The 25,517-nt window shown below is 34.7% G+C and carries 23 protein-coding genes; 7 read left to right on the forward strand and 16 right to left on the reverse strand.

The window, feature by feature from the left end; genetic code table 11:
* Window positions 1-62 precede the first annotated feature (62 nt).
* The 4 genes from ACKXGU_RS06030 to aqpZ all read left to right on the forward strand — a co-directional run bounded on the left by ACKXGU_RS06030 (window position 63) and on the right by aqpZ (window position 4,492).
* On the forward strand, window positions 63-2,513 hold the full coding sequence (locus tag ACKXGU_RS06030) for an arylsulfatase (RefSeq protein ID WP_463467153.1): 2,451 nt from the start codon (window positions 63-65) through the stop codon (window positions 2,511-2,513).
* 98 nt (window positions 2,514-2,611) lie between these two features.
* Window positions 2,612-3,025, forward strand: coding sequence for a formylglycine-generating enzyme family protein (locus ACKXGU_RS06035; RefSeq protein ID WP_463467154.1), 414 nt, complete (start codon window positions 2,612-2,614; stop codon window positions 3,023-3,025).
* On the forward strand, window positions 2,976-3,680 hold the full coding sequence (locus tag ACKXGU_RS06040; RefSeq protein ID WP_463467155.1) for a formylglycine-generating enzyme family protein: 705 nt from the start codon (window positions 2,976-2,978) through the stop codon (window positions 3,678-3,680). Before ACKXGU_RS06035 ends, ACKXGU_RS06040 begins: the two co-directional genes overlap by 50 nt.
* 122 nt (window positions 3,681-3,802) lie before the next feature.
* Window positions 3,803-4,492, forward strand: coding sequence for an aquaporin Z (aqpZ, locus tag ACKXGU_RS06045; protein ID WP_463467156.1), 690 nt, complete (start codon window positions 3,803-3,805; stop codon window positions 4,490-4,492).
* Between the two features lie 44 nt (window positions 4,493-4,536).
* Here aqpZ and gldC read toward each other — a convergent pair whose 3' ends face one another.
* Complete coding sequence (gldC, locus tag ACKXGU_RS06050; protein ID WP_463467157.1) at window positions 4,537-4,869, reverse strand: gliding motility protein GldC; 333 nt, start codon at window positions 4,867-4,869, stop codon at window positions 4,537-4,539.
* On the reverse strand, window positions 4,869-5,828 hold the full coding sequence (gene gldB, locus ACKXGU_RS06055) for a gliding motility lipoprotein GldB (RefSeq protein ID WP_463467158.1): 960 nt from the start codon (window positions 5,826-5,828) through the stop codon (window positions 4,869-4,871). The genes gldC and gldB overlap by 1 nt, the downstream gene beginning before the upstream one ends.
* Window positions 5,829-5,921: 93 nt before the next feature.
* On the opposite strand from gldB, the gene nadE reads away from it, so the two are divergent.
* The gene (gene nadE / locus ACKXGU_RS06060; protein WP_463467159.1) at window positions 5,922-6,710 is read left to right on the forward strand and encodes an NAD(+) synthase; all 789 of its coding nucleotides are present in this window, start codon (window positions 5,922-5,924) and stop codon (window positions 6,708-6,710) included.
* A gap of 95 nt (window positions 6,711-6,805) precedes the next feature.
* Window positions 6,806-7,432, forward strand: a complete 627-nt coding sequence (locus tag ACKXGU_RS06065) for a response regulator (protein WP_463467160.1) — start codon at window positions 6,806-6,808, stop codon at window positions 7,430-7,432.
* Here ACKXGU_RS06065 and dnaG read toward each other — a convergent pair.
* The 5 genes from dnaG to ACKXGU_RS06090 form a co-directional block, all read right to left on the reverse strand.
* Window positions 7,427-9,385: a DNA primase gene (gene dnaG, locus ACKXGU_RS06070; RefSeq protein WP_463467161.1), complete on the reverse strand. Its 1,959-nt coding sequence runs from the start codon at window positions 9,383-9,385 to the stop codon at window positions 7,427-7,429. The genes ACKXGU_RS06065 and dnaG overlap by 6 nt on opposite strands.
* A gap of 196 nt (window positions 9,386-9,581) precedes the next feature.
* Entirely contained in the window at window positions 9,582-10,661 is a 1,080-nt protein-coding gene (locus tag ACKXGU_RS06075; RefSeq protein WP_463467162.1) for a hypothetical protein, read from the reverse strand.
* A gap of 26 nt (window positions 10,662-10,687) precedes the next feature.
* Entirely contained in the window at window positions 10,688-11,470 is a 783-nt protein-coding gene (locus ACKXGU_RS06080) for a hypothetical protein (protein ID WP_463467163.1), read from the reverse strand.
* Entirely contained in the window at window positions 11,457-12,032 is a 576-nt protein-coding gene (locus ACKXGU_RS06085; protein WP_463467164.1) for an RNA polymerase sigma factor, read from the reverse strand. Before ACKXGU_RS06085 ends, ACKXGU_RS06080 begins: the two co-directional genes overlap by 14 nt.
* Window positions 12,033-12,093: 61 nt before the next feature.
* On the reverse strand, window positions 12,094-13,071 hold the full coding sequence (locus ACKXGU_RS06090) for a polyprenyl synthetase family protein (protein ID WP_463467165.1): 978 nt from the start codon (window positions 13,069-13,071) through the stop codon (window positions 12,094-12,096).
* A 166-nt stretch (window positions 13,072-13,237) separates the two neighbouring features.
* Here ACKXGU_RS06090 and ACKXGU_RS06095 point away from each other — a divergent pair, with 166 nt between their 5' ends.
* Window positions 13,238-14,164, forward strand: coding sequence for a choice-of-anchor J domain-containing protein (locus tag ACKXGU_RS06095; protein WP_463467166.1), 927 nt, complete (start codon window positions 13,238-13,240; stop codon window positions 14,162-14,164).
* A gap of 40 nt (window positions 14,165-14,204) precedes the next feature.
* Here ACKXGU_RS06095 and rlmN read toward each other — a convergent pair whose 3' ends face one another.
* The 9 genes from rlmN to rsgA all read right to left on the reverse strand — a co-directional run bounded on the left by rlmN (window position 14,205) and on the right by rsgA (window position 25,496).
* The gene (rlmN, locus tag ACKXGU_RS06100) at window positions 14,205-15,245 is read right to left on the reverse strand and encodes a dual-specificity RNA methyltransferase RlmN (protein WP_463467167.1); all 1,041 of its coding nucleotides are present in this window, start codon (window positions 15,243-15,245) and stop codon (window positions 14,205-14,207) included.
* Window positions 15,246-15,305: 60 nt separating this feature from the next.
* Window positions 15,306-16,355 carry a tRNA preQ1(34) S-adenosylmethionine ribosyltransferase-isomerase QueA gene (gene queA, locus ACKXGU_RS06105; protein ID WP_463467168.1) on the reverse strand — a complete coding sequence of 350 codons (1,050 nt, stop codon included), beginning with the start codon at window positions 16,353-16,355 and terminating at the stop codon, window positions 15,306-15,308.
* Between the two features lie 93 nt (window positions 16,356-16,448).
* Window positions 16,449-17,675: a 3-phosphoshikimate 1-carboxyvinyltransferase gene (locus ACKXGU_RS06110; protein ID WP_463467169.1), complete on the reverse strand. Its 1,227-nt coding sequence runs from the start codon at window positions 17,673-17,675 to the stop codon at window positions 16,449-16,451.
* Window positions 17,675-18,004, reverse strand: coding sequence for a nucleotide pyrophosphohydrolase (locus ACKXGU_RS06115; protein ID WP_463467170.1), 330 nt, complete (start codon window positions 18,002-18,004; stop codon window positions 17,675-17,677). The genes ACKXGU_RS06110 and ACKXGU_RS06115 overlap by 1 nt, the downstream gene beginning before the upstream one ends.
* 1 nt (window position 18,005) lies before the next feature.
* Window positions 18,006-20,024 carry a DUF3858 domain-containing protein gene (locus ACKXGU_RS06120; RefSeq protein ID WP_463467171.1) on the reverse strand — a complete coding sequence of 673 codons (2,019 nt, stop codon included), beginning with the start codon at window positions 20,022-20,024 and terminating at the stop codon, window positions 18,006-18,008.
* Between the two features lie 81 nt (window positions 20,025-20,105).
* Window positions 20,106-22,115 (reverse strand): DUF3857 domain-containing protein, encoded by a 2,010-nt coding sequence (locus tag ACKXGU_RS06125; RefSeq protein WP_463467172.1) that lies wholly within the window; start codon window positions 22,113-22,115, stop codon window positions 20,106-20,108.
* A 1-nt stretch (window position 22,116) separates the two neighbouring features.
* Window positions 22,117-24,021, reverse strand: coding sequence for a DUF3857 domain-containing protein (locus ACKXGU_RS06130; protein WP_463467173.1), 1,905 nt, complete (start codon window positions 24,019-24,021; stop codon window positions 22,117-22,119).
* A 69-nt stretch (window positions 24,022-24,090) separates the two neighbouring features.
* Window positions 24,091-24,543, reverse strand: a complete 453-nt coding sequence (gene dtd, locus ACKXGU_RS06135) for a D-aminoacyl-tRNA deacylase (protein WP_463467174.1) — start codon at window positions 24,541-24,543, stop codon at window positions 24,091-24,093.
* Window positions 24,540-25,496, reverse strand: a complete 957-nt coding sequence (gene rsgA, locus ACKXGU_RS06140; RefSeq protein ID WP_463467407.1) for a ribosome small subunit-dependent GTPase A — start codon at window positions 25,494-25,496, stop codon at window positions 24,540-24,542. Before rsgA ends, dtd begins: the two co-directional genes overlap by 4 nt.
* Window positions 25,497-25,517 lie beyond the last annotated feature (21 nt).

Consider the following 25,517-nt stretch of genomic DNA (forward strand, 5'->3'; position numbering starts at 1 on the left):
TTTTTAAAAAAGCCTTTACACTAATTTTACACAGCTTAAATTAATCACATTAATAACCAAAAATGAAAAATCAAAAACAAACAAAGTTTAATGTTTTCTATACGTTACTCTTGACATTTTGCTTAACACTTATTGTTTCTTGCAATACAAAGCAAGAAACTACTGAAACCAAAACCACAACAACAGATGATGGTTTTAAAGGAAAGATTGCTCTGGACATTCGTGATTCAGAATCCGATTGGTCTGCATATACACCTAAATCAGCACCAGAAGGCGCACCAAATATCTTATTTGTTCTTTATGATGATACTGGTTTAGGAGCGTGGTCTCCTTATGGAGGTCGCATTAACATGCCAACTATGGATCGTCTGGCAGCTAATGGATTAACGTATACCCAATGGCATACTACCGCATTATGTTCACCAACCCGTTCTACCATACTAACAGGTAGAAACCACCACTTAAATGGAATGGCTTCTATTACAGAAACTGCCGATGGTTTCCCAGGTTCCAATGGTCGTGTTCCAGATGATTGTGCACCATTCGCTCAAATTTTGAGAGATAACGGTTGGAGTACATTTTGGATTGGTAAAAACCATAATGTCCCTGAACAGGACGTAGCACCTGGTGGTAGTCGAGCTGAATGGCCTACCCAAATTGGGTTTGACCGTTTTTATGGATTCCTAGGAGGAGAAACCAATAACTGGTATCCAGATTTGGTCATGGATAATCATTTTATTGAAGCTCCTGCAACTCCTGAAGAAGGCTATCACTTGTCAAAAGATTTAGCAGATCAAGCTATTTCTATGTTGCGTGATAAAAATGCTACGAATCCATCAAAACCATTCTATATGTGGTTTAACCCTGGTGCCAACCACGCACCACACCACTCTCCTGCGGAATACACGGCCAAGTACAAAGGGATGTTTGATGATGGTTACGATGCTTACCGTGATTGGGTTGTAAAACGAATGAAAGACAAAGGTGTTCTTCCTGAAAATACAGGTATGGCTGATTTCAACCCTATGCCTGAAGATATGGCTAATCCGGGAGATTATGTGCGCCCTTGGGATGAACTAAATGCCGATGAGAAAAAACTGTTCTCAAGAATGGCCGAAGTTTATGCTGGATTTTCAGAATACACAGACGCCCAAGTTGGCAGAATCATTGATTATTTAGAAGAAACTGGACAATTGGAAAATACCATAGTACTTTATGCTGCTGACAATGGCGCATCTGGAGAAGGAAGTCCAAACGGTTCTGTAAATGAAAATAAATTCTTTAATGGCTATCCAGATGAATTAGAGGAAAACATGAAATATTTAGATGTTCTCGGAGGGCCAGATACTTATAACCACTTCCCTACTGGCTGGGCTGCAGCATTTTCAGCGCCTTTTAAAATGTTTAAGCGTTATTCGCAATATGCTGGTGGTACCAATGACCCATTAGTAATTTCTTGGCCAAAAGGTATAAAAGCCAAAGGTGAAATTCGTCATCAATATCATCATTCAACCGATATTGTACCAACATTATTAGAAGCCTGCGGTATTGAAATGCCAAAGGTATACAATGGTGTAGAGCAAACGCCACTTTCTGGCGTTTCTATGGTTTACTCGTTTGATGCAGAACCAGATGCTCCAACTCAAAAAGAAGTGCAGTACTATTGCATGTTGGGAACCAGAGGTATTTGGAAAGATGGCTGGAAAGCAGCAGCAGTTCACGCGCCTATTTCTGGAAAAGGAAATTTTGATAAAGACGTTTGGGAATTATATCATGTAGCTGAAGATCGTTCTGAAACAAATAATCTTGCCGAAGAAAACCCTGAAAAATTACAAGAATTGATAGACGAATGGTTCAAGCAAGCCGAAATCAACAAAGTATTACCTCTAGATGATAGAGGACCAGCTGAATTATTAACCATTGAAAGACCATCTCAAGAAGCTAAAAAAGATCGATATGTTTACTATCCACATACAGCTCCAGTTCCTGAAGGTGTAGCTGCAAACATTAGAGGTAGAAACTACAAAATCTTGGCTAATGTTGAAATAAGCGATCCAGATGCTTCAGGTGTTATTTTTGCTCATGGTTCTCGCTTTGGAGGGCATGCACTTTTCATAAAAGACAAAAAATTATATTATGTGTATAATTTCTTGGGCATTAAACCAGAACAGGTATTTGTTTCCAATACAACCTTAAAACCTGGAAAATATACTTTAGGAATGGAATTCGTAAAGGAAAACCAAGGTGAATATGGTGAGTCATTAGGGCAAACCAAATTATACATTAATGAAGAAGTTGTTGCTGAAGGTGCTATGAGAACGCAACCAGCAAAATTCACCTTATCAGGTGACGGTCTGTGTGTGGGTTATGATAGTGGTGATAATGTGAGTAATTTATACAAATCTCCTGGTGAGTTTGAAGGTGGAACCATACAAGCAGTTGGAGTTACAGTTGAAGGGACACCATATATGGACCTAGAAGCAGAAGCCAAACGCTTAATGATGAGTCAATAGTTTGTGTTAATTAATTATTGATCATAAAAGGGAACACTTGTACTAACATGGTGTTCCCTTTATAATTTTATACTATCTTTAATCACACTTTTTACTTTATGAAACACTACTTCCTTCCTATAGTTATATTAAGCTTGTTTCTATTGAATTGCAACGACAACAATACGAAGACCATTGAAATAAAAGAAACCGCTATTAATCCTGAAACTAAAGCAGTACCAAAAGGGATGGTCTATATTCCTGGCGGAACATTTACTATGGGTAGCAGTGAAGCCTATGCTGAAAAAGACGAAGGCCCCGAAGTATTGGTAAAAGTAGATCCATTTTTTATGGATGAAACCGAAGTAACCAATGCTCAATTTACAAAGTTTGTTGATGAAACAGGTTACGTGACTGTTTCAGAAAGACCTGTGGATTGGGAGCAAATAAAAAAAGACCTGCCTGCTGGCACTCCAAAACCTCATGACTCGCTATTGCAACCCGGATCACTCGGTTTTTTCCCCGCCTTCTGATGCCGTTAATTTAAACGATTATAGTCAATGGTGGCGATGGATTAATGGTGCCGACTGGAAACACCCTCAGGGCCCTAATAGCTCTATTGAAGGTAAAGACAATCATCCTGTGGTTCACATTGCCTATGAAGATGCCCAAGCTTATGCTGCATGGGCTGGAAAACGTTTACCAACCGAGGCTGAATGGGAATTTGCCTCGAGAGGTTCAGACAATAACAATCAATTTGTTTGGGGCAAGGAACTAACACCACAAGGAACCTATTTAGCAAATTTTTTTCAAGGAGATTTCCCTCATAATAACACACAGAAAGATGGTTTTGAAACTTCTGCTCCTGTAAAAACTTATCCAGCTAATATTTTTGGGCTTTATGACATGATTGGAAATGTTTGGGAATGGACCAGTGATTGGTATCGACCAGACACCAAAAAACTATACTTATCCAATGGAACAAAATTATGTTATAATCCAACAGGTCCAGAAAGTAGCTTTGACCCAAATGATCCTTATGTGACTCAAAAACGCGTAATTAAAGGTGGTTCCTTTTTGTGTAGTGAGCAATATTGTTCCAATTACCGTTCAACATCGCGAATGGCTACTTCAACAGATTCCGGACAAAACCATTTAGGTTTTCGTTGTGTCAAAAACATAGAGTAAATAACACCTACAGTAAATAAGCCTCTCATTTTAAGTTGTTTAATAATTAAAAATAAACTAATTTTAAGTGACATCATTTAAAAATTGGTGTCATAACTATAAACTAATTAAACAATTAAATTATGAAAAAACTTTTAGCAGAATTTATTGGAACCCTTTGGCTTGTCCTTGGTGGCTGTGGCAGTGCTGTTTTAGCTGCAGGAATACCTGATTTAGGTATTGGATTTGCAGGTGTAGCATTGGCTTTTGGCTTAACTGTTTTAACAGGAGCCTATGCCTTAGGACACATTTCTGGAGCTCATTTTAATCCAGCTGTTTCCATCGGTCTATGGATGGGTGGCAGATTTGATGGGAAAGAATTACCGGGTTACATTGTATCGCAAGTATTAGGTGGTCTTGCAGGTGCTGGTATTTTGTATCTAATGGCAAGTGGTATCGATTCATTCAGCCTATCTGATGGTTTTGCCGCCAACGGCTATGGTGAACATTCACCAATGGGATACGATATGACATCAGCACTCGTCACAGAAATAGTTATGACTTTTATGTTCTTAATCGTGATTCTAGGAGCAACCCATAAAAATGCCTCTCCTGGATTTGCCGGGTTAGCCATTGGTTTAGCATTGACTTTAATACATCTTATCAGTATTCCTGTAACCAATACATCCGTGAATCCTGCTAGAAGTACCAGTCAAGCATTATTTGTAGGCGATTGGGCAACAGGTCAGTTATGGTTATTCTGGGTAGCCCCTATCGTTGGAGCTATTCTCGCTGGTATCGTTTATAAATATTTGGCTCCAAATAAAGACTAACAAATTTTTTCTCAATAAAAAAGGCTGGAAATATCCAGCCTTTTTTATTTTTTTAGTTCTAACTTTTCAGCAAAATAATCGCAAAAGTCCTTCATGGTTGCCGTCATTTTTTCGTCTTGCGTGGCTCTGTTAAACGTATCACTCATCGCCACTAGCGTCTGGTGAAAAAACACCTTCATTTCATCAACAGGCATATCTTTGGTCCATAGGTCTATTCGCAGTGTTTCTTGAGATTTGTGATCCCAAACAGACAACAGCATCGCTTTGGCTTCTTCATTATTGATCCCACCATCTTCTGCAGTCCAACTTAAATTTTCAGGAACACGATTCTCATCCAATTCTACTGTTAGTTCAATAGTCGATTTTATATTTGCCATTATTTTTGTGGTTTGTATTTTGAATTATTAAAAATTTCTATGGGTTCTTTTGTCATCATATCCTTTAAGCCAACATCGTTATTGGCCATATATGATTTTACAATCTGCCAACCAATAAATTGCCCTATCCTACCGGGAGATTCTCTGTCAATCACCTCCAAATAAAACTTTGAAAAAGGTGCTGGGTTTATAAATCGAGATGGTAATTTGGAATCAGTGCTATACAATAATTCCTTGTCAATAAAATGATTCCAAATAAAAAACTCATTAGATTTTGCCCACTCCATTTGCTCATCAGTATAACCTATTTTTTGAGCATCTGACTTAAATGGAATCATGATATCCTTAAAATAAAGGAGTTTCCCAAAATAAACCATCTCATCTAACAATGTTTTTCGATTAACCTGAAATGCATATTTTTCAGCATAGGCATTTGCCATATCAACAACCATTTGTTCCCTTTCAAAATTTTGTCGTAAATAATGCTGAATCCCTTTATAAAACTCATGATCCTTTCCTAGATACGTATCAATAGAAATCAATACTATCGTATCGGTAGCAATGACTTTATTTCTGTAATCAACAGATGATGTTGTGGTGATTACTCTAGGTGTACTAAATTCTGGGAAATAGTACTTCAAGTGCTGAAACAATTTCGTAATATCGTCTTCTTCATCAATAAAATCATCAAAGGCTTTTGTTGACTCTGTTATCAGTTCTTGTTGCAAGGTATCTTGCATTCTCGCAATCCAAAATTCATCGTCATAGCGATCTGGAAACATGAAAGGATAAGCCTCTTTTAGCCTTGGCAAATCTTTGGCTTCGGCTTCATGCATTGCCATATCAAATCGTTCAACAACGAAATCAACATCAATCTTGGATATTTCAGCCTCAACTTTAGATTCTTGATTACAGGAAACCAGCATTCCGAAAGAAAATAGTATAATTATAAACCTCATGTTACTGTTCAAACTATTAATTTTTATAACTAATCTTATTGATTTACTTTTGTGAAGCAAAGGTACATTACTTTGCTTAAAAACCTCTACAAAATGCACACAGAAAAAGTCATAGACCATATTGTAAATTGGCTCAAAGATTATGCTAATAACGCAAAAGTTAACGGATTTGTTATAGGGATATCAGGTGGAATTGATTCAGCTGTTACATCAACCCTTTGTGCTAAAACGGGCCTAGAACTGCTATGTGTAGAAATGCCTATTCACCAAGCAAAATCGCAAGTTACCAGAGCCATGAACCACATTGATTGGTTGCAATCAAATTTTGATACTGTCAAAAAAGTTGAAGTTAATTTAACGCCTGTTTTTGACAATCTTATTGATGTACTACCAAGTGTTGAGAAAGAAGAAGATCGTTTTATGTCTTTAGCTAATACACGAGCCAGACTTCGTATGACAACTTTGTATTATTTTGCTGCACTAAATAAACTATTAGTTGCAGGCACTGGCAATAAAGTGGAAGATTTCGGGGTAGGCTTTTACACAAAATATGGTGATGGCGGTGTTGATTTAAGCCCTATTGCTGACTTGATGAAGTCTGAAGTTTATGAAATTGGTAAGTTTTTAAACATTAATCAAGAAATCATTGATGCTGCTCCTACAGATGGTTTATGGGGAGATGATAGAACCGACGAGGACCAAATAGGTGCCTCTTACCCAGAGCTTGAGTGGGCCATGCTCATGGATGATCAGGGCAAAACGGTTGATGATTTTACTGGACGCAGTAAAGATGTGTTCAAAATCTATAAACGTTTCAATACGGCCAACAAGCACAAAATGATACCGATACCCATTTGCGAAATTCCAAAGAATTTAAAATAAATTCTACAAATCGTAATGATTTTTATATCTTTACTGTAGTGTATATGCTAATACATCATTGCCTCAACAGTGTTAATGTCTAAAACTTTTAAGTAATGATTAAACTGTTGGTTGCTGATAGCCACCCAATTATTAGGAAAGGTCTTGAACTACTTTTCGTCACGTCACCACAAATACAAGTTGTTGGTGGTGTAGAAAATGGTGAGGCCATTTTTGACTTTTTAAAAGAACATCGTATAGATATCATTTTAAGTGAAATTGATCTCCCCAAACTCAATGGTATTACGGCATTGAGACGTTTAAAACGAGAATATCCTGAAGTAAAAACCATCATGTTTTCTTCTCAACCTGAAGAAATTTATGCCATTAATACTATTAAGGCTGGTGCTGAAGGCTATCTCAATAAAACAGCTAATATTATTACCTTGAAAGAAGCTATCATCAAAGTTTATGAAGGCGGCACCTATTTGAGTAATGATATCGCACAACAGATGACCATGGGCCGACGGGTTACCAGATCTGGATCCGTTTATAAAAAGCTTTCAACCAGAGAGATTGAAGTATTAAAATTATTGTCCTCTGGAAGAAAAAACAAAGAAGTTGCCAATGAACTCAACATTAATGAGAAAACTGTGAGTACCTATAAAGCGCGCTTGATGAAAAAATTGAACGTGAATAATATTGTGGACTTAATTAGCCGTGCAAAACTTCTGGAATTATAAGACCCTATTTAATTTTCGCGATAACAACATTTTTAAGCTGGAATAGTCTTTAACTTCTTCTAGAATATTTTTATTCACTTGATTTTTAGCATCTAATGTTTCTTGCTTAAATTCGGTGACTTTTTGTTCAATTAAATAACACCGTAAACTCAAAATTGTTTCGCTAACAAGCTGTGAAATAGTATGTTGTTTTTCCTTTGGAAATATGTTTTTTCGTTCCCAATTAGACAGCACATAACGTTCATCTTCCATTAAAATAGTAGTAATTTCATTGGCAATTTCCGGAGTGACCGTATGAATAAAACTTTCAATAGCAAAATCTGGATTTTGATTCAACGTATCGATAATGGTATAATATAACTCCCTGAAATTTTCATTTGAGAATTGCATCTCATCATCCTGCAAATCCAGGTATATCTTTTCAAATACTTTAGCCTCATGTTTAACAGGCTCCAAAACCAACTCATTGTGGTCATTTTCTTTTAAAATCAGATCTTCAAATTCCTCTTTTTCATTACCATACAATAACAATATTTGAATGATTTTTCGCTCCAATTCATACTGGATATCAACCTTTTTTACGGGCTGTTTATGTTTAATAACTTCAAATGCCTTTTGTTCCTGCTGATATTGTTTATTGGTATCTTGAAATTGTTTTTTATTGATTTGTGCCAGTGTACTGAATAAGACTTCTTCACTGATATCCATAATTCGGGCACATTCCTGAATGTAAATCTCTTTTTTTATACGATCGGGAATTTTGGATATACTATTGACAATGTCACGAACCGTTTCTGCTTTTTTTATAGGATCGTTTTTTGATACCTCAAACAATAAAGAAGCTTTAAATTGGATAAAATCTTGAGCATGTTCCGACAGATATAAGGTAATTTCTTCCAGTGTATTGTTTTTAGCAAAACTATCCGGATCATCCCCTTCAGGAAAGGTACATACTTTCACATTCATGCCTTGTTCCAAAATCAAATCAATGCCACGTAAGGATGCTCGTAATCCAGCCGCATCACCATCAAATAAAACAGTGATGTTTTTGGTCAATCGGTTAATAAGCCTGATTTGTTCTGGAGTTAATGCCGTACCCGAGGATGACACCACATTTTTTATTCCTGATTGGTGTAATTGTATGACGTCGGTATACCCTTCAACCAAATAACAATTATCTTCTTTGGCAATACTTTGCTTTGCATGATAAATACCATAAAGCACTTTACTTTTATGATAGATATCGCTTTCAGGCGAGTTTAAATATTTAGCCGCTTTTTTATCATTGGTTAAAATTCTGCCTCCAAAACCTAGAACTCGACCACTCATACTTTGAATAGGAAACATAACGCGTCCTTTAAATCTGTCGAAACGCTTCTCTTCCTTAACAATCGTTAATCCCGTTTTTTCAAGATATTCCAGCTTATAACCTTTTTTAATAGCCTCGTTGGTAAAGGCCTCCCATTCATCAAGCGAATATCCAAGATCAAATTTCTTAATGGTCTCCTCTGCAAAACCTCTTTCTTTGAAATAGCTTAAGCCAATGGCTTTGCCAGGATCTGTTTTATGAAGGGTTTTCTGAAAATAGTTATTGGCAAACTCGTTTACCAAATAGAGGCTTTCTCGCTCATTGGCTTTTTCCTTGTCCTCATTGGTTTGCTCAGTTTCTTCAATTTCAATATTGTATTTTTTTGCTAAATACTTAATAGCTTCAGGATAAGTAAAATGCTCATGCTCCATTAAAAAAGCTACCACATTGCCACCTTTACCACTTGAAAAATCCTTCCAGATTTGCTTAACAGGAGACACCATAAAACTTGGTGTTCGTTCATCACTAAAAGGACTCAATCCTTTATAATTGCTTCCAGACTTCTTTAATTGAACAAAATCACCAATAACCTCTTCTACTCGGGCGGTTTCAAACACTTGGTCTATGGTGGTTTTGGCTATCAATTTCAGTTAAATTCTTGTTACCGTAAAAGTAACATAATCTTATTGTTTTTAAAATTAATAGTTACATGAAAAAAGGCTCCAAGAAAAACTTGCAGCCTTTTTTTAACTAATTCATATTTAGATTCCCGTTTTCACGTGAATGACAGTTTAGAAAGAAATCTCGATACTTTGTATCGAGATTTCTTTTCAATTAACACTAGTCCATATCAAAACGAATACCTAATGATATGTTATTTTGATCAATTGCCTGATCCTTGAATATAGTAGACAAATCGTATTTAGCATAGATTCCAACATTTCCCCATGAAATATAACCACTGACTCCATAGACAAAATTGTTGGTGTTGTAATCCTTGAATTTATCCTTTTGTTTTTGCCCATCTTCAGTATATTTCAATTTTTGAAGTGATTGTAATACCAGTCCACCATAGCCTCCAACACCAACTTTAAATTTTCGATATGTTGAATACCTAAAGTAATCTTCACGTTCAATCTTTTTAGAAGGCCCGAACTCGAAATGGATTGGCACAACCAAATTGGTCGTCCTGAATTTAGATTTTTTCAGATTTAGAGGGTATTCTTCCAATGTAACCACATCATTGGTTTCCGTGAAATAGAGATTGTCTTTAATATCCAGTTTATTCCACTGGAATGACAAACCATATTTTATCCTCATGGCATTGGTATTTTTAAATACACGTGTTTTCCATGCCCAACCTAATTCCACGAAACCAGAACCACCTATTTTATAAGGTGAATCATTTAATGATTGCCCTTCAATTATAGCATTGTTGAAACCTATGGCAAAAACCAAATCACTGGTCGTTCTACGGTCATAAACTCGAGGTTTGCGCTTTTTGTGAGGACCTATGTATATACTACCGATATCATATTCGTCTGAATCTTCATTTTTTCCAATCTCTAGAATATAACCTTCTAGATTGGCTCCCGTATCATAATCCACATGCTCATTGCGTTCCAATAAAGCAATGCGATTATCAATAATTGCCAATCTGTTTTCAATATTTAGAGCATGTTTTTCAGCGAGTTCTTTTTTAAGCTGTGTTGCTTCTTCAAGTGATATTTCGTCATTATCCAGTCGTTCATTGATTGCTTCAACCTCGCGCTTCAAAGCATCTTTTTCACTGTTTTGAACATACTCTCTTTGTGCCTTTAGCTGTTCAATTTGATCGCCATTATCTGGTTCTTGTGCAGCCATTTGTTGAACTGCAATTACTAGTGCGATGACTACTAGAAATTTTGTAAAATTTTGCATAACTGTTTGTTTTTTAATTGATGATTTTAATTATTACGGTCTGCAACAGCCGTTTTTACTTTCTTGAAATTTGTTTTTATAGTTTCAAATACTTTATCTCTGAAGGATTGTTCCAAATCGTCCTCAACATCCTGCAATAAACTATTGGCATCAACCGATCGCTTGACGTTTTCTGATTCTATCTGTAATTGCGCTTCACTTAATAAGGTTTCGATTTCAGAATCCAAAATTGTCGCGTCAATGACATTCTGTTGATTATTAATAGCTATGCGCTCTTCTATGACTTCTTCCTCAAACCCATTACTTTCAATATTACTTAATGGTTTCTTGTGGCCATTTTTTAAAACCTCCACTTTGTTATTTTGATTAATTGTTTGATTACTTTTCGCGCTAACAGAAGGATTCTCTTGCCTATTAGTCGTTGCAGTATGTTGCGAAACAAGTTTACTATTGGCTTCTGGTGTTGATTTAAAATTCTCATCAGCAACCGTTTTTTGTTGCTTCTGTAAATTTTCATTGGTTTCTCCAGCTACCGTTTCAACTGTATTTTTAGAGTTTAGTTCTTCTGTGTCGACAACGTTAGGTATGTTTTCTATTGGAATTGTGGGATTAAAAAACAATCCATTTACTAAAATTAAAATTCCCACAATACTCGCCGCAACACCCACATACCAAAAAATTTTGTTGCTATTTTTGTTTTCATGGCTATCCAGTCTATTTGAAAGGGTATCCCATGATTTTGAAGATGGTGTAATGGTACGCTTCTCCAATCTTTCTTTTATATTGTCTTCAAACTTAATTGGTGCCATAATTTTGATTATTTAATTCTTTAACTTGTTGTTGTAGGATTTGTCGCGCCTTGTACAACTGTGATTTTGAAGTTCCTTCGGAAATATCCAGTAGCTCGGCAATTTCATGGTGTTTATAACCTTCTACAGCATACATTACAAATACCATTCTATAACCTGAAGGCAGATTGTCTATTAGTTGCTGAATGGCAGCTACTTCAAGATTACTTTGAATGTTGCTTTCATAGCTATTTTGGGAGGCCATATCTTCTTCAAAAAACTCAACATTTTTTTGACTTCTTAAAAATGAGATAGACTCTCTGACCATAATTTTTCGTAACCAACCTTCAAAACTTCCTTTATCTTCAAACTTTTTGAGATTTATAAACGCTTTATAAAATCCATTGAGCATAGCCTCTTCAGCATGTTGCACATCACTGATGTAATAACGGCAAACGCTCAACATTTTGGGAGCATGGATACTGTAAAGTCTGTTTTGGGCTTCGCGATTGCCTTTGGCAGCTTTATTGATTAGCTCATTATTATTTTTATAAAGTTGAATAACCTTCAAAATAGCTTTCATTGAAACTTCTATTTATAAAGACGCAATTATGATGCAAATGGTTGCCTGACTATGAAAAAAATTATTTTTTACGTTCGATCACGTAATTGACCATTAATTCTAAAGATGACCTGTAAGTAGATTCTGGGTAGGTCTTGAGTATATTTAATGCTTCAGCCTGAAACGCTTTCATTTTGTTTATTGCATACTCTAGTCCGTCATTTTCCTTAACAAATGCAATAACTTCCTTAACTCGCGTTTTGTTCTTATTATGATTTTTAATCGAGTTAATAAGCCAGCTTTTATCTTTTTTAGACACATTATTCAGAACATAAATTAAAGGCAATGTCATTTTCTGCTCCTTAATATCAATCCCTGTAGGCTTTCCAATTTTTTCTTCACCATAATCAAATAGATCATCCTTGATTTGAAATGCCATACCTATGAGTTCACCAAATCGCCTCATTTTTTCAATATCCTGCGAATCTGGTTTTACAGAAGCCGCCCCCAAACTACAGCAAGCAGCAATTAAGGTAGCCGTTTTTTGACGAATAATTTCGTAATAGACCGCTTCAGTAATGTCTAGCTTTCTGGCTTTTTCTATTTGTAGCAACTCCCCTTCACTCATCTCTCTCACCGCAATTGAAATAATCTTTAACAAATCAAAATCATTATTATCGATTGAGAGTAACAGCCCTTTTGACAGTAAATAGTCACCAACCAATACAGCAATTTTATTTTTCCACAGCGCATTAATGGAAAAAAATCCACGACGTCTGTTACTATCATCAACTACATCGTCATGAACCAGTGTAGCGGTGTGAATAAGCTCAATTACTGATGCCCCACGATATGTGCGCTCTCTAACTTCACCATTAGCAACCATTTTAGCGACCAAAAAAACAAACATAGGTCGCATTTGTTTGCCTTTTCTATTAACTATGTAATGGGTAATTCGATTGAGCAAAGCAACTTTTGAAGACATTGACAATTGAAATTTCTGCTCGAAGAGCTCCATCTCATAGGCAACTGGTTGCTTTATTTGTTCTACAATTTTCAAAGAAATGAAAGACTATAATTGGTTTAACAAACCTACTAAAAAAGCCATTTAAAAACTAACATTAAAATTAAGTGCCTGTTTGGTTTTTTACATACATATGTTAAATAAGTGGAAATCAGCATATTTTTTCGTAATTTGATGCTTCATAATCTTAAACTTCACCACTATGAAAAAAATTACTTTACTATCCTTTTTATTCATTTCTTTCATCTCTTTTTCCCAAACGACATTGTTTGAAGATGATTTTGAAAGTTATACTGATTTTATAATAACAGGTATTGGCGATTGGATCACATTGGATATAGATGGCCTACCAACTTACACAGGCGGTGTAGACGCCCCAACATATCCAAATGCCAATGCGGCAATGGCTTATCAAATATTTAATCCATCAACAACCACACCTAGTCCTGTTACCAATTCAGATGGCAGCGATGGCGAAACAAGGGATTTCGACCCAAGAAGTGGTGCCAAGTATGCTGGCGCATGGGCTTCAGTCCCTGGGGGAGGCATCAATGCCAATGATGACTGGTTAATCTCACCAGTGATATCACTCGCCGAATCAGGAAATTCTGTGACCTTTTATGTTAAGGCTTTATCAAACACTTACGGTCCAGAAAACTATCAGGTTGGTGTTTATGTTGGAGCTGGAACACCCATGTCATCTAGTGATTTCACCTTAATATCTGGTGCTTCTGAAACGGCTCCTTTTGGTGTTTGGACAGAAGACACTTATAGTTTATCTGATTACGATGGTCAAGATGTTAGAATAGGTATTCATTGTATATCAGCTGACAGATATATGTTTATGGTTGATGACTTCTCGGTTCAAACAACATTAAGCGTTGATGACTTTGCATTGAATAAAGCCATCAATATTGCCTGCAGAGATAGAATTGTTACCATTTCCAATATTAATGGAGAGGCAGAATATCGTGTTTTATCTATGACCGGAAAACAATTAATACAAGGCCATACTAGACTTGAGTCTCAAGAAATTGATGTTAAAAACATTACCGCTGGCATCTATATTGTTGAAGTTTCGGACCCTGCTTCCAATGCCATTAAACGGAAAAAGATAATTATTCAATAATTTCAAAGAAAAAAGCGACTATGATTAGTCGCTTTTTTTTTTAACTTTTATTCGCCAGTTGACCACAGGCAGCATCTATATCCTTACCTCGCGACCGTCTGACAGTAACGGTTATATTATTTCGTTCTAAAACGGAAACGTAGCGATCAATAGCTTCTGAACTAGCCTGCTGAAAAACACCGTCATCAATAGGGTTGTACTCAATTAAATTCACCTTACTAGGTGCAAACTTGCAAAAATCCACTAATGCCTTGATATCTTTTTCTTGGTCATTGATGCCTTTCCAAACCACATATTCATAGGTAATTCTATTTTTGGTTTTGGCATACCAATACTCTAAAGCTTCCCTTAAATCCTTGAGTGGAAAGGTTTCATTAAAGGGCATAATAGATGTTCTGACCTCATCAATTGCAGAGTGAAGCGATACGGCCAGTTTGAATTTAACCTCATCATCTGCCATTTTTTTTATCATTTTTGGTACTCCTGAAGTTGAAACGACAATACGTTTTGGTGACATCCCTAAACCTTCAGGGGATGTAATCTTATCAATGGCTTTTAAAACATTATTATAATTCATGAGCGGTTCACCCATTCCCATAAATACAATATTGCTCAATGGTCTGTTATGATATAATCGGCTTTCCTTATCGATGGCTACAACCTGATCCACAATTTCGTCAGGGTTTAAGTTTCTCATACGTTTTAACCTAGCCGTGGCGCAAAACTTACAGTCCAAACTACAGCCCACTTGACTTGATACACAGGCTGTTGTTCTACTTTTTGTAGGAATCAAAACAGATTCAACAATCAGACCATCATGCAATTTAACTGCATTCTTAATGGTTCCATCACTACTTTTTTGCATTGAATCAACCTTAATGTGATTGATCACAAAGTTTGCTTCCAACATGGCTCTCGTTTCTTTTGATATATTGGTCATATCATCAAAAGAATGCGCGGACTTTTGCCAAAGCCATTCATAAACTTGGTTACCACGAAAGGCCTTGTCGCCTTCCTTAACAAAGAAATCCCTTAATTGCTCTTTAGTCAGTGCTCGTATATCTCTTTTTTGAATCTGCATGTAGTTTCAAAAATATTAGTATCATTAAAAAAGCCTTGTAAAAACAAGGCCTTATATAATTTATAAAATTAACATGGCATCACCATAACTGTAAAACTTGTACTTTTCCTTTACAGCTTCTTCATAGGCCCTTTTAATAAAATCGTGTCCTGCAAAAGCAGATGCCATCATTAGTAATGTAGATTTTGGTGTATGGAAATTGGTAATCATACAATTGGCAATACTAAAATCATAAGGTGGGAAGATAAACTTATTGGACCAACCTTCAAATTCATTTAAAGTACCACTGGATGACACAGAACTTTCAACCGCTCGCATAACCGTAGTTCCAACCGCGCAAACACGCTTCTTATTTTTGATAGCCTTGTTTATAGTATCAACGGCAGGTTTATTAATAATAATCTCCTCACTGTCCATTTTATGTTTAGATAGATCCTCTACCTCAACAGGATTAAAAGTCCCCAAACCAACATGCAACGTGATTTCAGCAAAATTTATGCCCTTAATTTCCAAACGTTTTAATAAATGTTTTGAAAAATGCAGACCAGCTGTAGGTGCCGCAACTGCACCTTCAGTTTTAGCAAAGATGGTTTGATAGCGCTCTTCATCTTCTGGCTCTACATTACGTTTTATGTATTTTGGCAGAGGTGTTTCACCTAACTCGTTTAATTTCATTCTGAAATCCCTGTAGGATCCATCATATAAAAAACGAAGTGTACGACCTCTGGATGTTGTATTGTCTATAACTTCAGCTACTAACGTTTCATCATCTCCAAAGTATAATTTGTTACCAATTCTAATCTTTCTAGCTGGATCAACTAAAACATCCCATAGACGCTGTTCCTCATTTAATTCGCGTAACAAAAACACCTCAATTCTAGCACCCGTTTTTTCCTTATTACCATAAAGTCTGGCAGGAAATACTTTGGTATTGTTTAAAATCATCACATCATCTTCATCAAAATAATCAATTAAATCTTTGAAGTATTTGTGCTCGATAGTTTCATCTTTTCTATTAAGAACCATTAATCGTGCTTCATCCCTGTTTTCAGAAGGATATTCGGCCAACAATTCATCTGGTAGATTAAAATTAAAGTGTGATAATTTCATTTGCTGTTATTAAATTAAAATTTGTGTTTGTTTTTTGTAAAGGGTGCAAATATACAACCTGAAAGTAGGGGTTGTCAAGTATTTAACGAATTATTATTGAGATACTTTGATTCCAAGAGCTTTTAGATCATCCCAAAAACCTGGGTATGATTTGGAAACCACTTCAAAATCGTTAATCACGATGTTTGTTTTGAGACAAAGTGGCGCAAAGGCCATGGCCATTCTATGGTCATTGTAGGTGTCTATAGAAACACCTCTGGTTATAGTATTACTGGCTTCTAAATTTAAACTATCATGAGTAATATGGACAGTGCCTCCTAACTTTTCGAGTTCGGTTTTGAGAGCCTGTAATCTATCTGTCTCCTTTATTTTAAGGGTATGCAATCCTGTAAGCTCACAAGACAATCCAAGTCCAAAACAAGTAACGGCTAAGGTTTGCGCAATATCAGGTGCGCTTACCAAATGACACTCGAAATGCGTTTTTAAAGGTTCTTTACTTTTTTGCAGAGTCAAACTTCCATTCTTAAAAATTGAAGTTACCCCAAAATCCTTATAGATTTCCTTTAAAATAGCATCACCTTGAATACTTTGTTCATTAAATGAGGCTAGCGTAACCTTTGTACCTATAGGACTTAACGCCACTAAACTATAAAAATATGAAGCCGAAGACCAATCGCTCTCCACCACAATAGTTTGATTGAGTATTTTATCTTGATGCCCTACTTGAATAACCTGTCCTTCAAAACTGGTTTCAATTCCTACTTGATTTAATAAACTCAATGTCATGTTTATGTAGGGCTTGGAAGTGATGTTACCTTCCAAAATCAATTTTAAGCCATTTTGTAGTTTCGGGGCAATAAGCAACAATGCCGATATATATTGGCTGCTGACATCTGCTTTTAAAACCACTTCAGATTTTGAAAGTATTTTTCCTTTGATTCTCAATGGCGGATATCCCTTATCTCCCAAATAATCAATATCGGCTCCTAAATCCTTTAAAGCATCTACTAAAATCTCTATGGGTCGTTCCAGCATTCTTGAAGATCCCGTTAGGATAATTTCCTTTCCTTTTTGAACAGCAAAATACGCTGTAAGAAAGCGCATGGCTGTTCCGGCATGATGAACATCTACAATCTCGAGTTCATTTTGAACTGCTTTTTGCATCACCATTGAATCATCAGAATTGGATAGATTGGTAATTTGCAGGTTTGGATAAAGTGCCTGTAGTAACAGCAATCTATTAGATTCGCTTTTAGAACCTGTAATGACAATTGGAGATGATTGATTTGATAATGCCGATTGATGGAGTGTAATATCCATTATTTTTTTAGCTTATCATTATTATGATGTCTATCGTGATCACGTTTGGTTTTTTTTGCCATCTTTTTGTCAAAAGCCGCTTGCAGATCAATACCTGTCTGATTGGCCAAACACAATACAACAAAAACAACATCAGCTAATTCTTCGCCAAGGTCCTTATCCTTATCACTTTCCTTTTCACTTTGCTCTCCATAACGCCTTGCAATAATACGTGCTACTTCACCGACTTCCTCTGTAAGTTGCGCCATATTAGTCAGTTCATTGAAATAACGAACACCATGTTCTTGTATCCAATTGTCAACTATTTTCTGTGCGTTTTGTAAATCCATGCTAAACTTTTTTTAACACCACTTTTTCAGTTTCCTTTTCTATCATAAGGTCGAAAAATTTCTTAAACTGTTTGTATTCATTGGGTGATATCAATGATTTGTTTAAATCTAAACTTATAGTAAACTGCAACATACTGCCATTTTGCCTTGCCAAATAGGAAAACATTCCTTCATTGCCATTAAACTCTATTTTTGAGTTTTCAGGAATACTTTCAACTGAATATCCCTCTGGCAACATAATATTTATTGTGTACTTTTCCGTAATAGGGAACATGAAATCAATGGGATATAGTCTTTTATCTTGTTTAAAAACATTCTCTTTTGGTGCTAAAAATAACAGGGGTGAAAAATATAGCTTATCACCTATCTCTTCTATTTCATTTTCTAAATGATAGTCATAGGAATAGGTTATTGGCTTTTCTAATTCTTTTTGATTATTGACTTCTAAATTTGAAATTTCAATATCTCCTTTGTCCTTTTCCAAAAGTGCGATATGTGATTCACTACTCAACCCATTAAATTCATCCCTGAAATTATAGGCCAAATAATCTGAATGCAATGCTCTCACCTTACCATCAACTGATAAATCATTGTTTAAGTTAGCATTAATTGAGATAACCTCCTTGGAGTTTGTAAATGGAAGTAAATTAACCCAAGTAGAACTACCATGCTCTCTTACTATGCGGCCCTGCCAATTAAGAGCTCGTTTAGGAATAATGTTTGGTGCAGCATTAATTTCAGTTGCATCTAACAGAATGATTCCATCTTGGATTTCAATAGCTGCCACAACGTAATTAAATCCATTTTGGGTTGCAACAATAGGAATACCGTTACTTCGTGTACTAATTAATACTGGGTTAGCATTCAATCCTACATGTCGTAGCATGGAAACCAACATCAAATTAATATCTGCCACATTACCCGCTTTTTCTCTATAAGCTTTTTTCACTCCTTCTAAAGTACTGTAACCAACAAAGCCATTCCATCTAACTTTAGTTTTTATAAAATTATAAATCAAGCTTGCTTTCTCAAAGGGTTCTTCAACACCCTGAATTAAGTTATCTATATCCTCCTCAAAATAATTGGTTTTTTGAAGCTGTCCTCCAAAACTTTCACTTTCATAAATTCTTTTAACAACATCTTCCCATGTTGTAGAAAAATACTCGATATTACTATTTGGGAATTTTATAAATGTACATTCCCATACTAATTTTGCTCTATAATTATCTATGTTGTCCACTAAAGGCTCCACTTGCAGAGCTGGAATGTTTATTTCATTTACTTCAGTGATGCTCTCATTGAAACGCAATTCAGTTGTTCCTGTAGCGGATACTAAACTTGTATTGTTTTGTGATAGTCCTGTTTGTCTAGAATAAATAGATTCAATTCTTTCCTGTATATTTTCAGTAACTTCAGGGTAAAACGAAGATTTTGGATTTAAAAGTTTATTGAAATTAAAATATTCAGGTATTTTAACTTGAATATCCAGTTTATTTATTGGAATGTTTTCTTGTAATTCTATATCATCTATCCTGATAAAGGGGGACTCAATTCTATATTCATACTCTATTACAACTCCATCATTAATAGTAGGCATTGTAAATTTTTTAAGTGTCCAATAATCATTGACTTTTTCATCAAAAATATTTTCATTTTTTAATTTATCTTTTTCAACTTTCCCACCTTCCAAATAATAGGTATATCCCATTAAGCCCTTTAACTCCTGCTTATTTGTCGAAGATTCATCATATAATCTTACTTGCTTGGTAGCATATTTATATCCTTCTTTATCATATATCTTTATCCGTTCTATAATTTCATTAACCTGTATGAGTCCTTCTCCCTGCTTGTAATTATAATAAACTTTCTGACTTTTATAAAGCACCGCAGCATGAGCAGATGAATCCCTTGGGTGCGTTTTCTCCAAAAGTTCTTCTTTACTGACTTTTCCAAACTTAAAATTTTGAGAAAAACCCCAGTTGATTGTAATTAATAAAAGGATGGTTAGTGTGTGTTTCATTCTTATTTTTTCTATCATTATTCTTATGTTAGTTTAGAATTGTCATTTTAATAATTTGTATCAAAAATATTTAAATTCCTACTACACTCTCTTTAATACAACTTTTTCAGTTTCTTTTTCAATAACCAGTTTAAAAAATCTTTTAAACTCTTCATAGTTCTTCGGAAGAATTAAAGTCCTATTCTTATCTAAAGTTATAGTAAATTGAAGCAAATTTCCATTCGCTTTTGCCGCGTAGGTAAACTCTGTTTCTCCTTTATTATAGAGAATACCCAAATTGCTAGGTAAAGTTTCAACCACATACCCGTCAGGTAAAATCAAGTTAATAACATACTTTTCTGAACTTGGATAAATTAAATCAATAGGATAGTTTCTAGAATCTATTTTAAAGGGGTTTTCTTTTGGTGCAAGAAATAGCATTGGTGTTATATAAAGTTTTTCTCCAATCTCTTCAACCATATTCTCAATATGATAGTCATAAGAATACATGATTGGCTCACTTAATAATTCACTACCATTTATCTCCAAATCAGCTATTTCAATTTCTCCTTTACCTTCTTCAATAATTTGAGTATGTAATTCTAAATTTAAGTTATTATACTTTTCTCTAAACTCCAATGCTAGATGATTTGTTAAATGATTTCTTACCTTACCATCAATAGACAAATCATTATTTACTTTTATGTTTAAGGAAACTGTTTCCTTGGATAAAACATTGCTATTTAAGCTAATCCATGATGAATTACCGTTTTCTTTAATAATTCTTCCCTGCCAATTAATAACATGATCAGGCAAAACATTAGCAGTAGAATAAGGATGTGTAGCATCCAACAAAATAAAAGAATCTTGAAATTCAATGGCAGAAATTACATAATTAAATCCTTCTCTTGTCGGAAGAAAAGGAATACCGTTATCTCTGGTACTGACTAAAACAGGGTTTGCTTTCAACCCAGCATATCTTAGCATTGCCGTTAACATGAGGTTTATTTCTGCCACATTGCCATCACCTGTTTTAAAGGCATCTCTAACTCCATCATTAGTATAAATGGAAACAAAGCCATCCCATTTAACTTTAGACTTTACATAATCAAAAACCAAGGCAGCTTTTTGTATTTTGTCATCTACGCCATTCAATATAGAGTTTAGCTCTTCTTTGAAGTAAGATGATTTAGCAAGTTGACTTCCAAAGTTATCACTATTATAAATGGTTTCTACAACTTTATCCCATGTAGTAGAATAACTCTTATACTCGCCATCAGGTCCCTTAAAATAGGCATACTCCCATGATATTTTTGCTTGGTAGTTTCTCAAGTTATCCACAAAAGGCTCACTGACCATAGCGGGAACATTATCTTCATTTACTACATATAAACGCTCCTTAAACCTCCAAGTTGCAGTTTCTGTTTTGAATTGTTGATTAATTTGACCCGTGTTTCTTTTATAAAAAGCATTCTCTACTCTTTCATGCTCTGTTTCCTGAATCTTTGGATAGTATATTGACTTCGGATTAATTGTCTTATTAAAATTAAAATATTCAGGTATTCTAACTTCTAAATTCAATTTTTTGATAGGAATTACCTCCTGTAGAACGATATCATGAATTGATATGTAAGGTGAATGTATTTCATATTCAAACTCAATTATGACACCATCATTAATGTTAGGCATTGTAAACTTTTTTTCAGCCCAAAATTCATTAATTTTTTCATCAAAAATACTTTCATTCTTTAGTTTAGTCTTTTCTATTTCACCATTTTCCAAATAATAAGTATATGCTTTTAGACCTTTTAAATTTTCACTATTTGCAGCAGATTTATCATACAACTTTACTTTATGAGTTGCCCAATCATAACCCTCTTTATCATATATTTTAATTCTTTTATGTATGTAATTAATTTTAGAAAACCCATCTTGTTGACTGTAACGATAACTTATCTCTTGATTTTGATATAATATAGTTGCATGTGCTAAAGAATCCTTTGGGTTTTGCTTTTCCAAAAGCTCATCCTCACTTACTTTCCCAAATCTAAAGTCTTGAGAATATACAGTAACACTTATAAATAAAACCAAAACTCTTATAAAATACCTCATTTTAATCCTTTTTAACTAATGCAATTCTGGATTTATCATATTTGATAATATCAAGCCAAAATTTTCTAAAATCTTGATATAGTTCTTTTTCAAATGTTCCTTTATTAAGAAGAAATTTTCTTTTAAATATCAATTTATTTGGCTCTGACAACTTAACTGAATATCCATATTCACCAAATTTGTTTTTTATGTTAATATCATCTTGGAGGGTTTCTACTTCAAAAGCATCTGGAATAATTATTTCAAATTCGTCAACATCCAAAAACCCCCTATCAATTTCAATGGGCAACCTTCTATTTTTGTATCTAGGAGGAGCTTCTAAAACCCTATTAAACACATTTGGCTGCAACAGTAATCTGTTTCCTGATTTTGAAGCATAGTTTGATGCCGTAACATTAATCTCTTCTGATAATTCAACTTTGGTTTTATCATTAATTATTTCAATATCTGTTATTGACAAACCATTAATATAACTCCAATACTCTTTATAATGTAAATCTTGATACTTTTCTGTTTTTGAAAGAACATTTTCGTGGGTATCATATTGAGTGCCGCCTGATAGCATTTTAACAATAGCAGATATATTTCCTGCATCATCTAAAATAATTTTCGCATCAGTTTTTAGTAGATTCTCACTTGCTTCATAGACTCTTGTATGAACAACCTTACCCCCTTCAGGTGTTATTATAAGGGCATCCCTATCATCAGTGAAATTAGCGATATGACCAAATGGATTTGTTTGGCTCGTACACTCTAACCATATTTCATTCCCTTCAATTGGCATATACAAAATGGCATGATTACCTTCGGTTGCAGAAAACTCTTTGTCAATATTAGTTATATTTCTGCTACCATAAATTATTGTATAATATGATTCAATTCCTACTTCTTTTAGCAAGGATTTAGTATAATTTGTAAGTGCCTTACAATCTCCATATCCCAACCTATCAACATCTGAAGCATACATAGGTTTCCATCCGCCAATACCCACCTGAACACTAATATATCGTGTTTTATTCTGCATATATTCATAAACAATTTTGGCTTTTTCCATTTCTGTTTCAGCATTTGCAGTCAATGCTTGAATTTCATCTTTTATGCTTTGAGGCAATTCTTGGGTATTTGACAGTAACTCATCATTTACCCATAAACCAAAATCTTCCCAACTATTATTATATCCATTTACACCTTCCATATCAAATTCTGTTAGCGCTAATCGTAAATGAGGTGCAAAAGTTCTGAATGATGGCCCATAGGCTTCTGGTTTGAGTGAATTTAAACGAGACGCTTTAAAAAAAGAGTCTCCTTTTTTTTCAATATTGTAACCTTCAAAATTTGAGGTTTTAATTTTCAAATCAATTCCAGAGGAGTTAATAACTTCATAATGCGATTCTTGAGTACTAACATAATACCCTTCAATGGGCATCCAATTTGGTAAAAAAGCAGTTGATTTGAATTGCACTTCCACCTCAAAATCTACTGTATAAGGGTAGCTTATAGGGGTGTAATTGAGGTATTTTCTTCTTTTATCAGAATACAAAGTGCCTCCATCTACGGCACTGACATCGTTAAAGTCTTTTTCTCTAATTTTTTTTATTTGATTTCCGTTGGCATCATAAATCCTACATTCCATATTTTTTATAACACGATTCTCATCATATCCCATATGAGCACCAACATAGGCATCTCCGTATTCATTTAAAACAGTAACTATTCTACGATTAGAGTAATAGACATTATTGTAATCTTCTATTTCTAGTTTTTCACTATTATACCTAATTACTGCATTAGCCTTATTTTTTAGATCTAAAGGTATATTGTAAGCATTAAAGACACCCTCTTCTTGAGAGAACAAAATAAAAGGCAAACAAAATAAAATGAATTGAATTGAAAATTTAGAGGTCATTATTGGAATTTATTCCATAAAAATAGAATTAATTACATAAGATTAGGGTCGAACGCCAAAAAAATTGTACTAAACTTTATCTTTACTATCTATAATAATCGTGACCGGTCCATCATTCAACAATGCCACTTTCATATCGGCACCAAATTCACCAGATTGCACCTTTTTACCAAAATCAGTTTCTAGTTGTTTAATAAAAATCTCATACAATGGAATAGCCAATTCAGGTTTTGCAGCTTTGATGTAGCTGGGTCTGTTTCCCTTTTTTGTGCTGGCATGTAATGTAAACTGACTAACCACAATGATATCACCATTTACATCTAGAATTGATCTATTCATAACACCATTAGCGTCAGGAAAAATACGCATATTAATAATCTTATTGGATATCCATTGAATATCTTCCAATGTATCATCATCAACAATACCAAGCAATATCAAAAGTCCGTTTTGAATATTGGCTATTCTTTCTTTGTTAACTGTTACACTAGCCTGTGATACTCGTTGTATAACTACTTTCATAATGATTCATTATCCCAATTATCTGTTCGATAGTTTTCATCTTCACCTTCGAGTATTTGAATATAACTGCGATAACGCGAATACGCAATCTCACCACTTTCAAGAGCATCTTTTACAGCACATTTTGGTTCATCAATATGAATGCAATTGTTAAACTTACAGTCCTGTTTTAGCACAAAAAATTCAGGAAAATAATCTCCAACTTCTTCTCGATCCATATCCACGACTCCAAAGCCTTTTATGCCTGGTGTATCAATTATCTTGGCTCCGAAACTTAAATCAAACATTTCGGCAAACGTTGTAGTATGTTGACCTTGCATATGCTGATTTGAGATTTCTTTAGTTTTTAAATCCAACGTTGGTTCAATAACATTGACTAGAGTCGATTTACCGACACCGGAATGTCCGGCAAACATACTCACCTTGTCTACCATTAAGGCTTTAACCTTATCGATATTTTTTCCGGTTTTGGCAGAAATACCAATACACTCATATCCGATCTTTCTATAAACATGAGCCAAATATTTTACCTCATCCAAGGTATCACCGTAATAGGAATCAACTTTATTAAACAGTAAAACTGTTTTGACGTCATAAGCTTGAGCTGTGACCAAAAAACGATCAATAAAACTGGTAAATGTGGGTGGATTGTCAATGGTAATTAATAAAAAAACCTGATCAATATTGGCAGCAATGATATGTGTTTGTTTCGATAGGTTTACCGATTTTCTAACGATGTAGTTTTCACGATCGTGAATGGATTCAATCACACCCGTAACTTCATCATTTTTGGTTTCCAGTTCAAAATCTACAACATCACCAACTGCAATAGGATTGGTGCTTTTTATACCTTTGAGTCTAAACTTACCTTTAATTCGGCATTGATAACTTGCACCCAATGTTGTTTTTACGGTGTACCAACTTCCAGTAGATTTATAAACAGTTCCTGTCATCACTACAAAGATGCTAAAATT

This window comes from Hanstruepera sp. CR43, assembly GCF_055227665.1.

Coding starts and splice junctions, on each gene's coding strand:
- ACKXGU_RS06035 (WP_463467154.1), top strand. CDS start 2,612: ATGAAACACTACTTCCTTCCTATAGTTATATTAAGCTTGTTTCTATTG.
- ACKXGU_RS06125 (WP_463467172.1), bottom strand. CDS start 22,115: ATGAGGTATTTTATAAGAGTTTTGGTTTTATTTATAAGTGTTACTGTA.
- aqpZ (WP_463467156.1), top strand. CDS start 3,803: ATGAAAAAACTTTTAGCAGAATTTATTGGAACCCTTTGGCTTGTCCTT.
- ACKXGU_RS06040 (WP_463467155.1), top strand. CDS start 2,976: ATGACTCGCTATTGCAACCCGGATCACTCGGTTTTTTCCCCGCCTTCT.
- queA (WP_463467168.1), bottom strand. CDS start 16,355: ATGAAATTATCACACTTTAATTTTAATCTACCAGATGAATTGTTGGCC.
- ACKXGU_RS06110 (WP_463467169.1), bottom strand. CDS start 17,675: ATGGATATTACACTCCATCAATCGGCATTATCAAATCAATCATCTCCA.
- ACKXGU_RS06115 (WP_463467170.1), bottom strand. CDS start 18,004: ATGGATTTACAAAACGCACAGAAAATAGTTGACAATTGGATACAAGAA.
- ACKXGU_RS06130 (WP_463467173.1), bottom strand. CDS start 24,021: ATGACCTCTAAATTTTCAATTCAATTCATTTTATTTTGTTTGCCTTTT.
- rsgA (WP_463467407.1), bottom strand. CDS start 25,496: ATGACAGGAACTGTTTATAAATCTACTGGAAGTTGGTACACCGTAAAA.
- nadE (WP_463467159.1), top strand. CDS start 5,922: ATGCACACAGAAAAAGTCATAGACCATATTGTAAATTGGCTCAAAGAT.
- ACKXGU_RS06075 (WP_463467162.1), bottom strand. CDS start 10,661: ATGCAAAATTTTACAAAATTTCTAGTAGTCATCGCACTAGTAATTGCA.
- ACKXGU_RS06030 (WP_463467153.1), top strand. CDS start 63: ATGAAAAATCAAAAACAAACAAAGTTTAATGTTTTCTATACGTTACTC.
- ACKXGU_RS06080 (WP_463467163.1), bottom strand. CDS start 11,470: ATGGCACCAATTAAGTTTGAAGACAATATAAAAGAAAGATTGGAGAAG.
- dtd (WP_463467174.1), bottom strand. CDS start 24,543: ATGAAAGTAGTTATACAACGAGTATCACAGGCTAGTGTAACAGTTAAC.
- ACKXGU_RS06065 (WP_463467160.1), top strand. CDS start 6,806: ATGATTAAACTGTTGGTTGCTGATAGCCACCCAATTATTAGGAAAGGT.
- gldC (WP_463467157.1), bottom strand. CDS start 4,869: ATGGCAAATATAAAATCGACTATTGAACTAACAGTAGAATTGGATGAG.
- gldB (WP_463467158.1), bottom strand. CDS start 5,828: ATGAGGTTTATAATTATACTATTTTCTTTCGGAATGCTGGTTTCCTGT.
- rlmN (WP_463467167.1), bottom strand. CDS start 15,245: ATGCAGATTCAAAAAAGAGATATACGAGCACTGACTAAAGAGCAATTA.
- ACKXGU_RS06095 (WP_463467166.1), top strand. CDS start 13,238: ATGAAAAAAATTACTTTACTATCCTTTTTATTCATTTCTTTCATCTCT.
- ACKXGU_RS06120 (WP_463467171.1), bottom strand. CDS start 20,024: ATGAAACACACACTAACCATCCTTTTATTAATTACAATCAACTGGGGT.
- ACKXGU_RS06085 (WP_463467164.1), bottom strand. CDS start 12,032: ATGAAAGCTATTTTGAAGGTTATTCAACTTTATAAAAATAATAATGAG.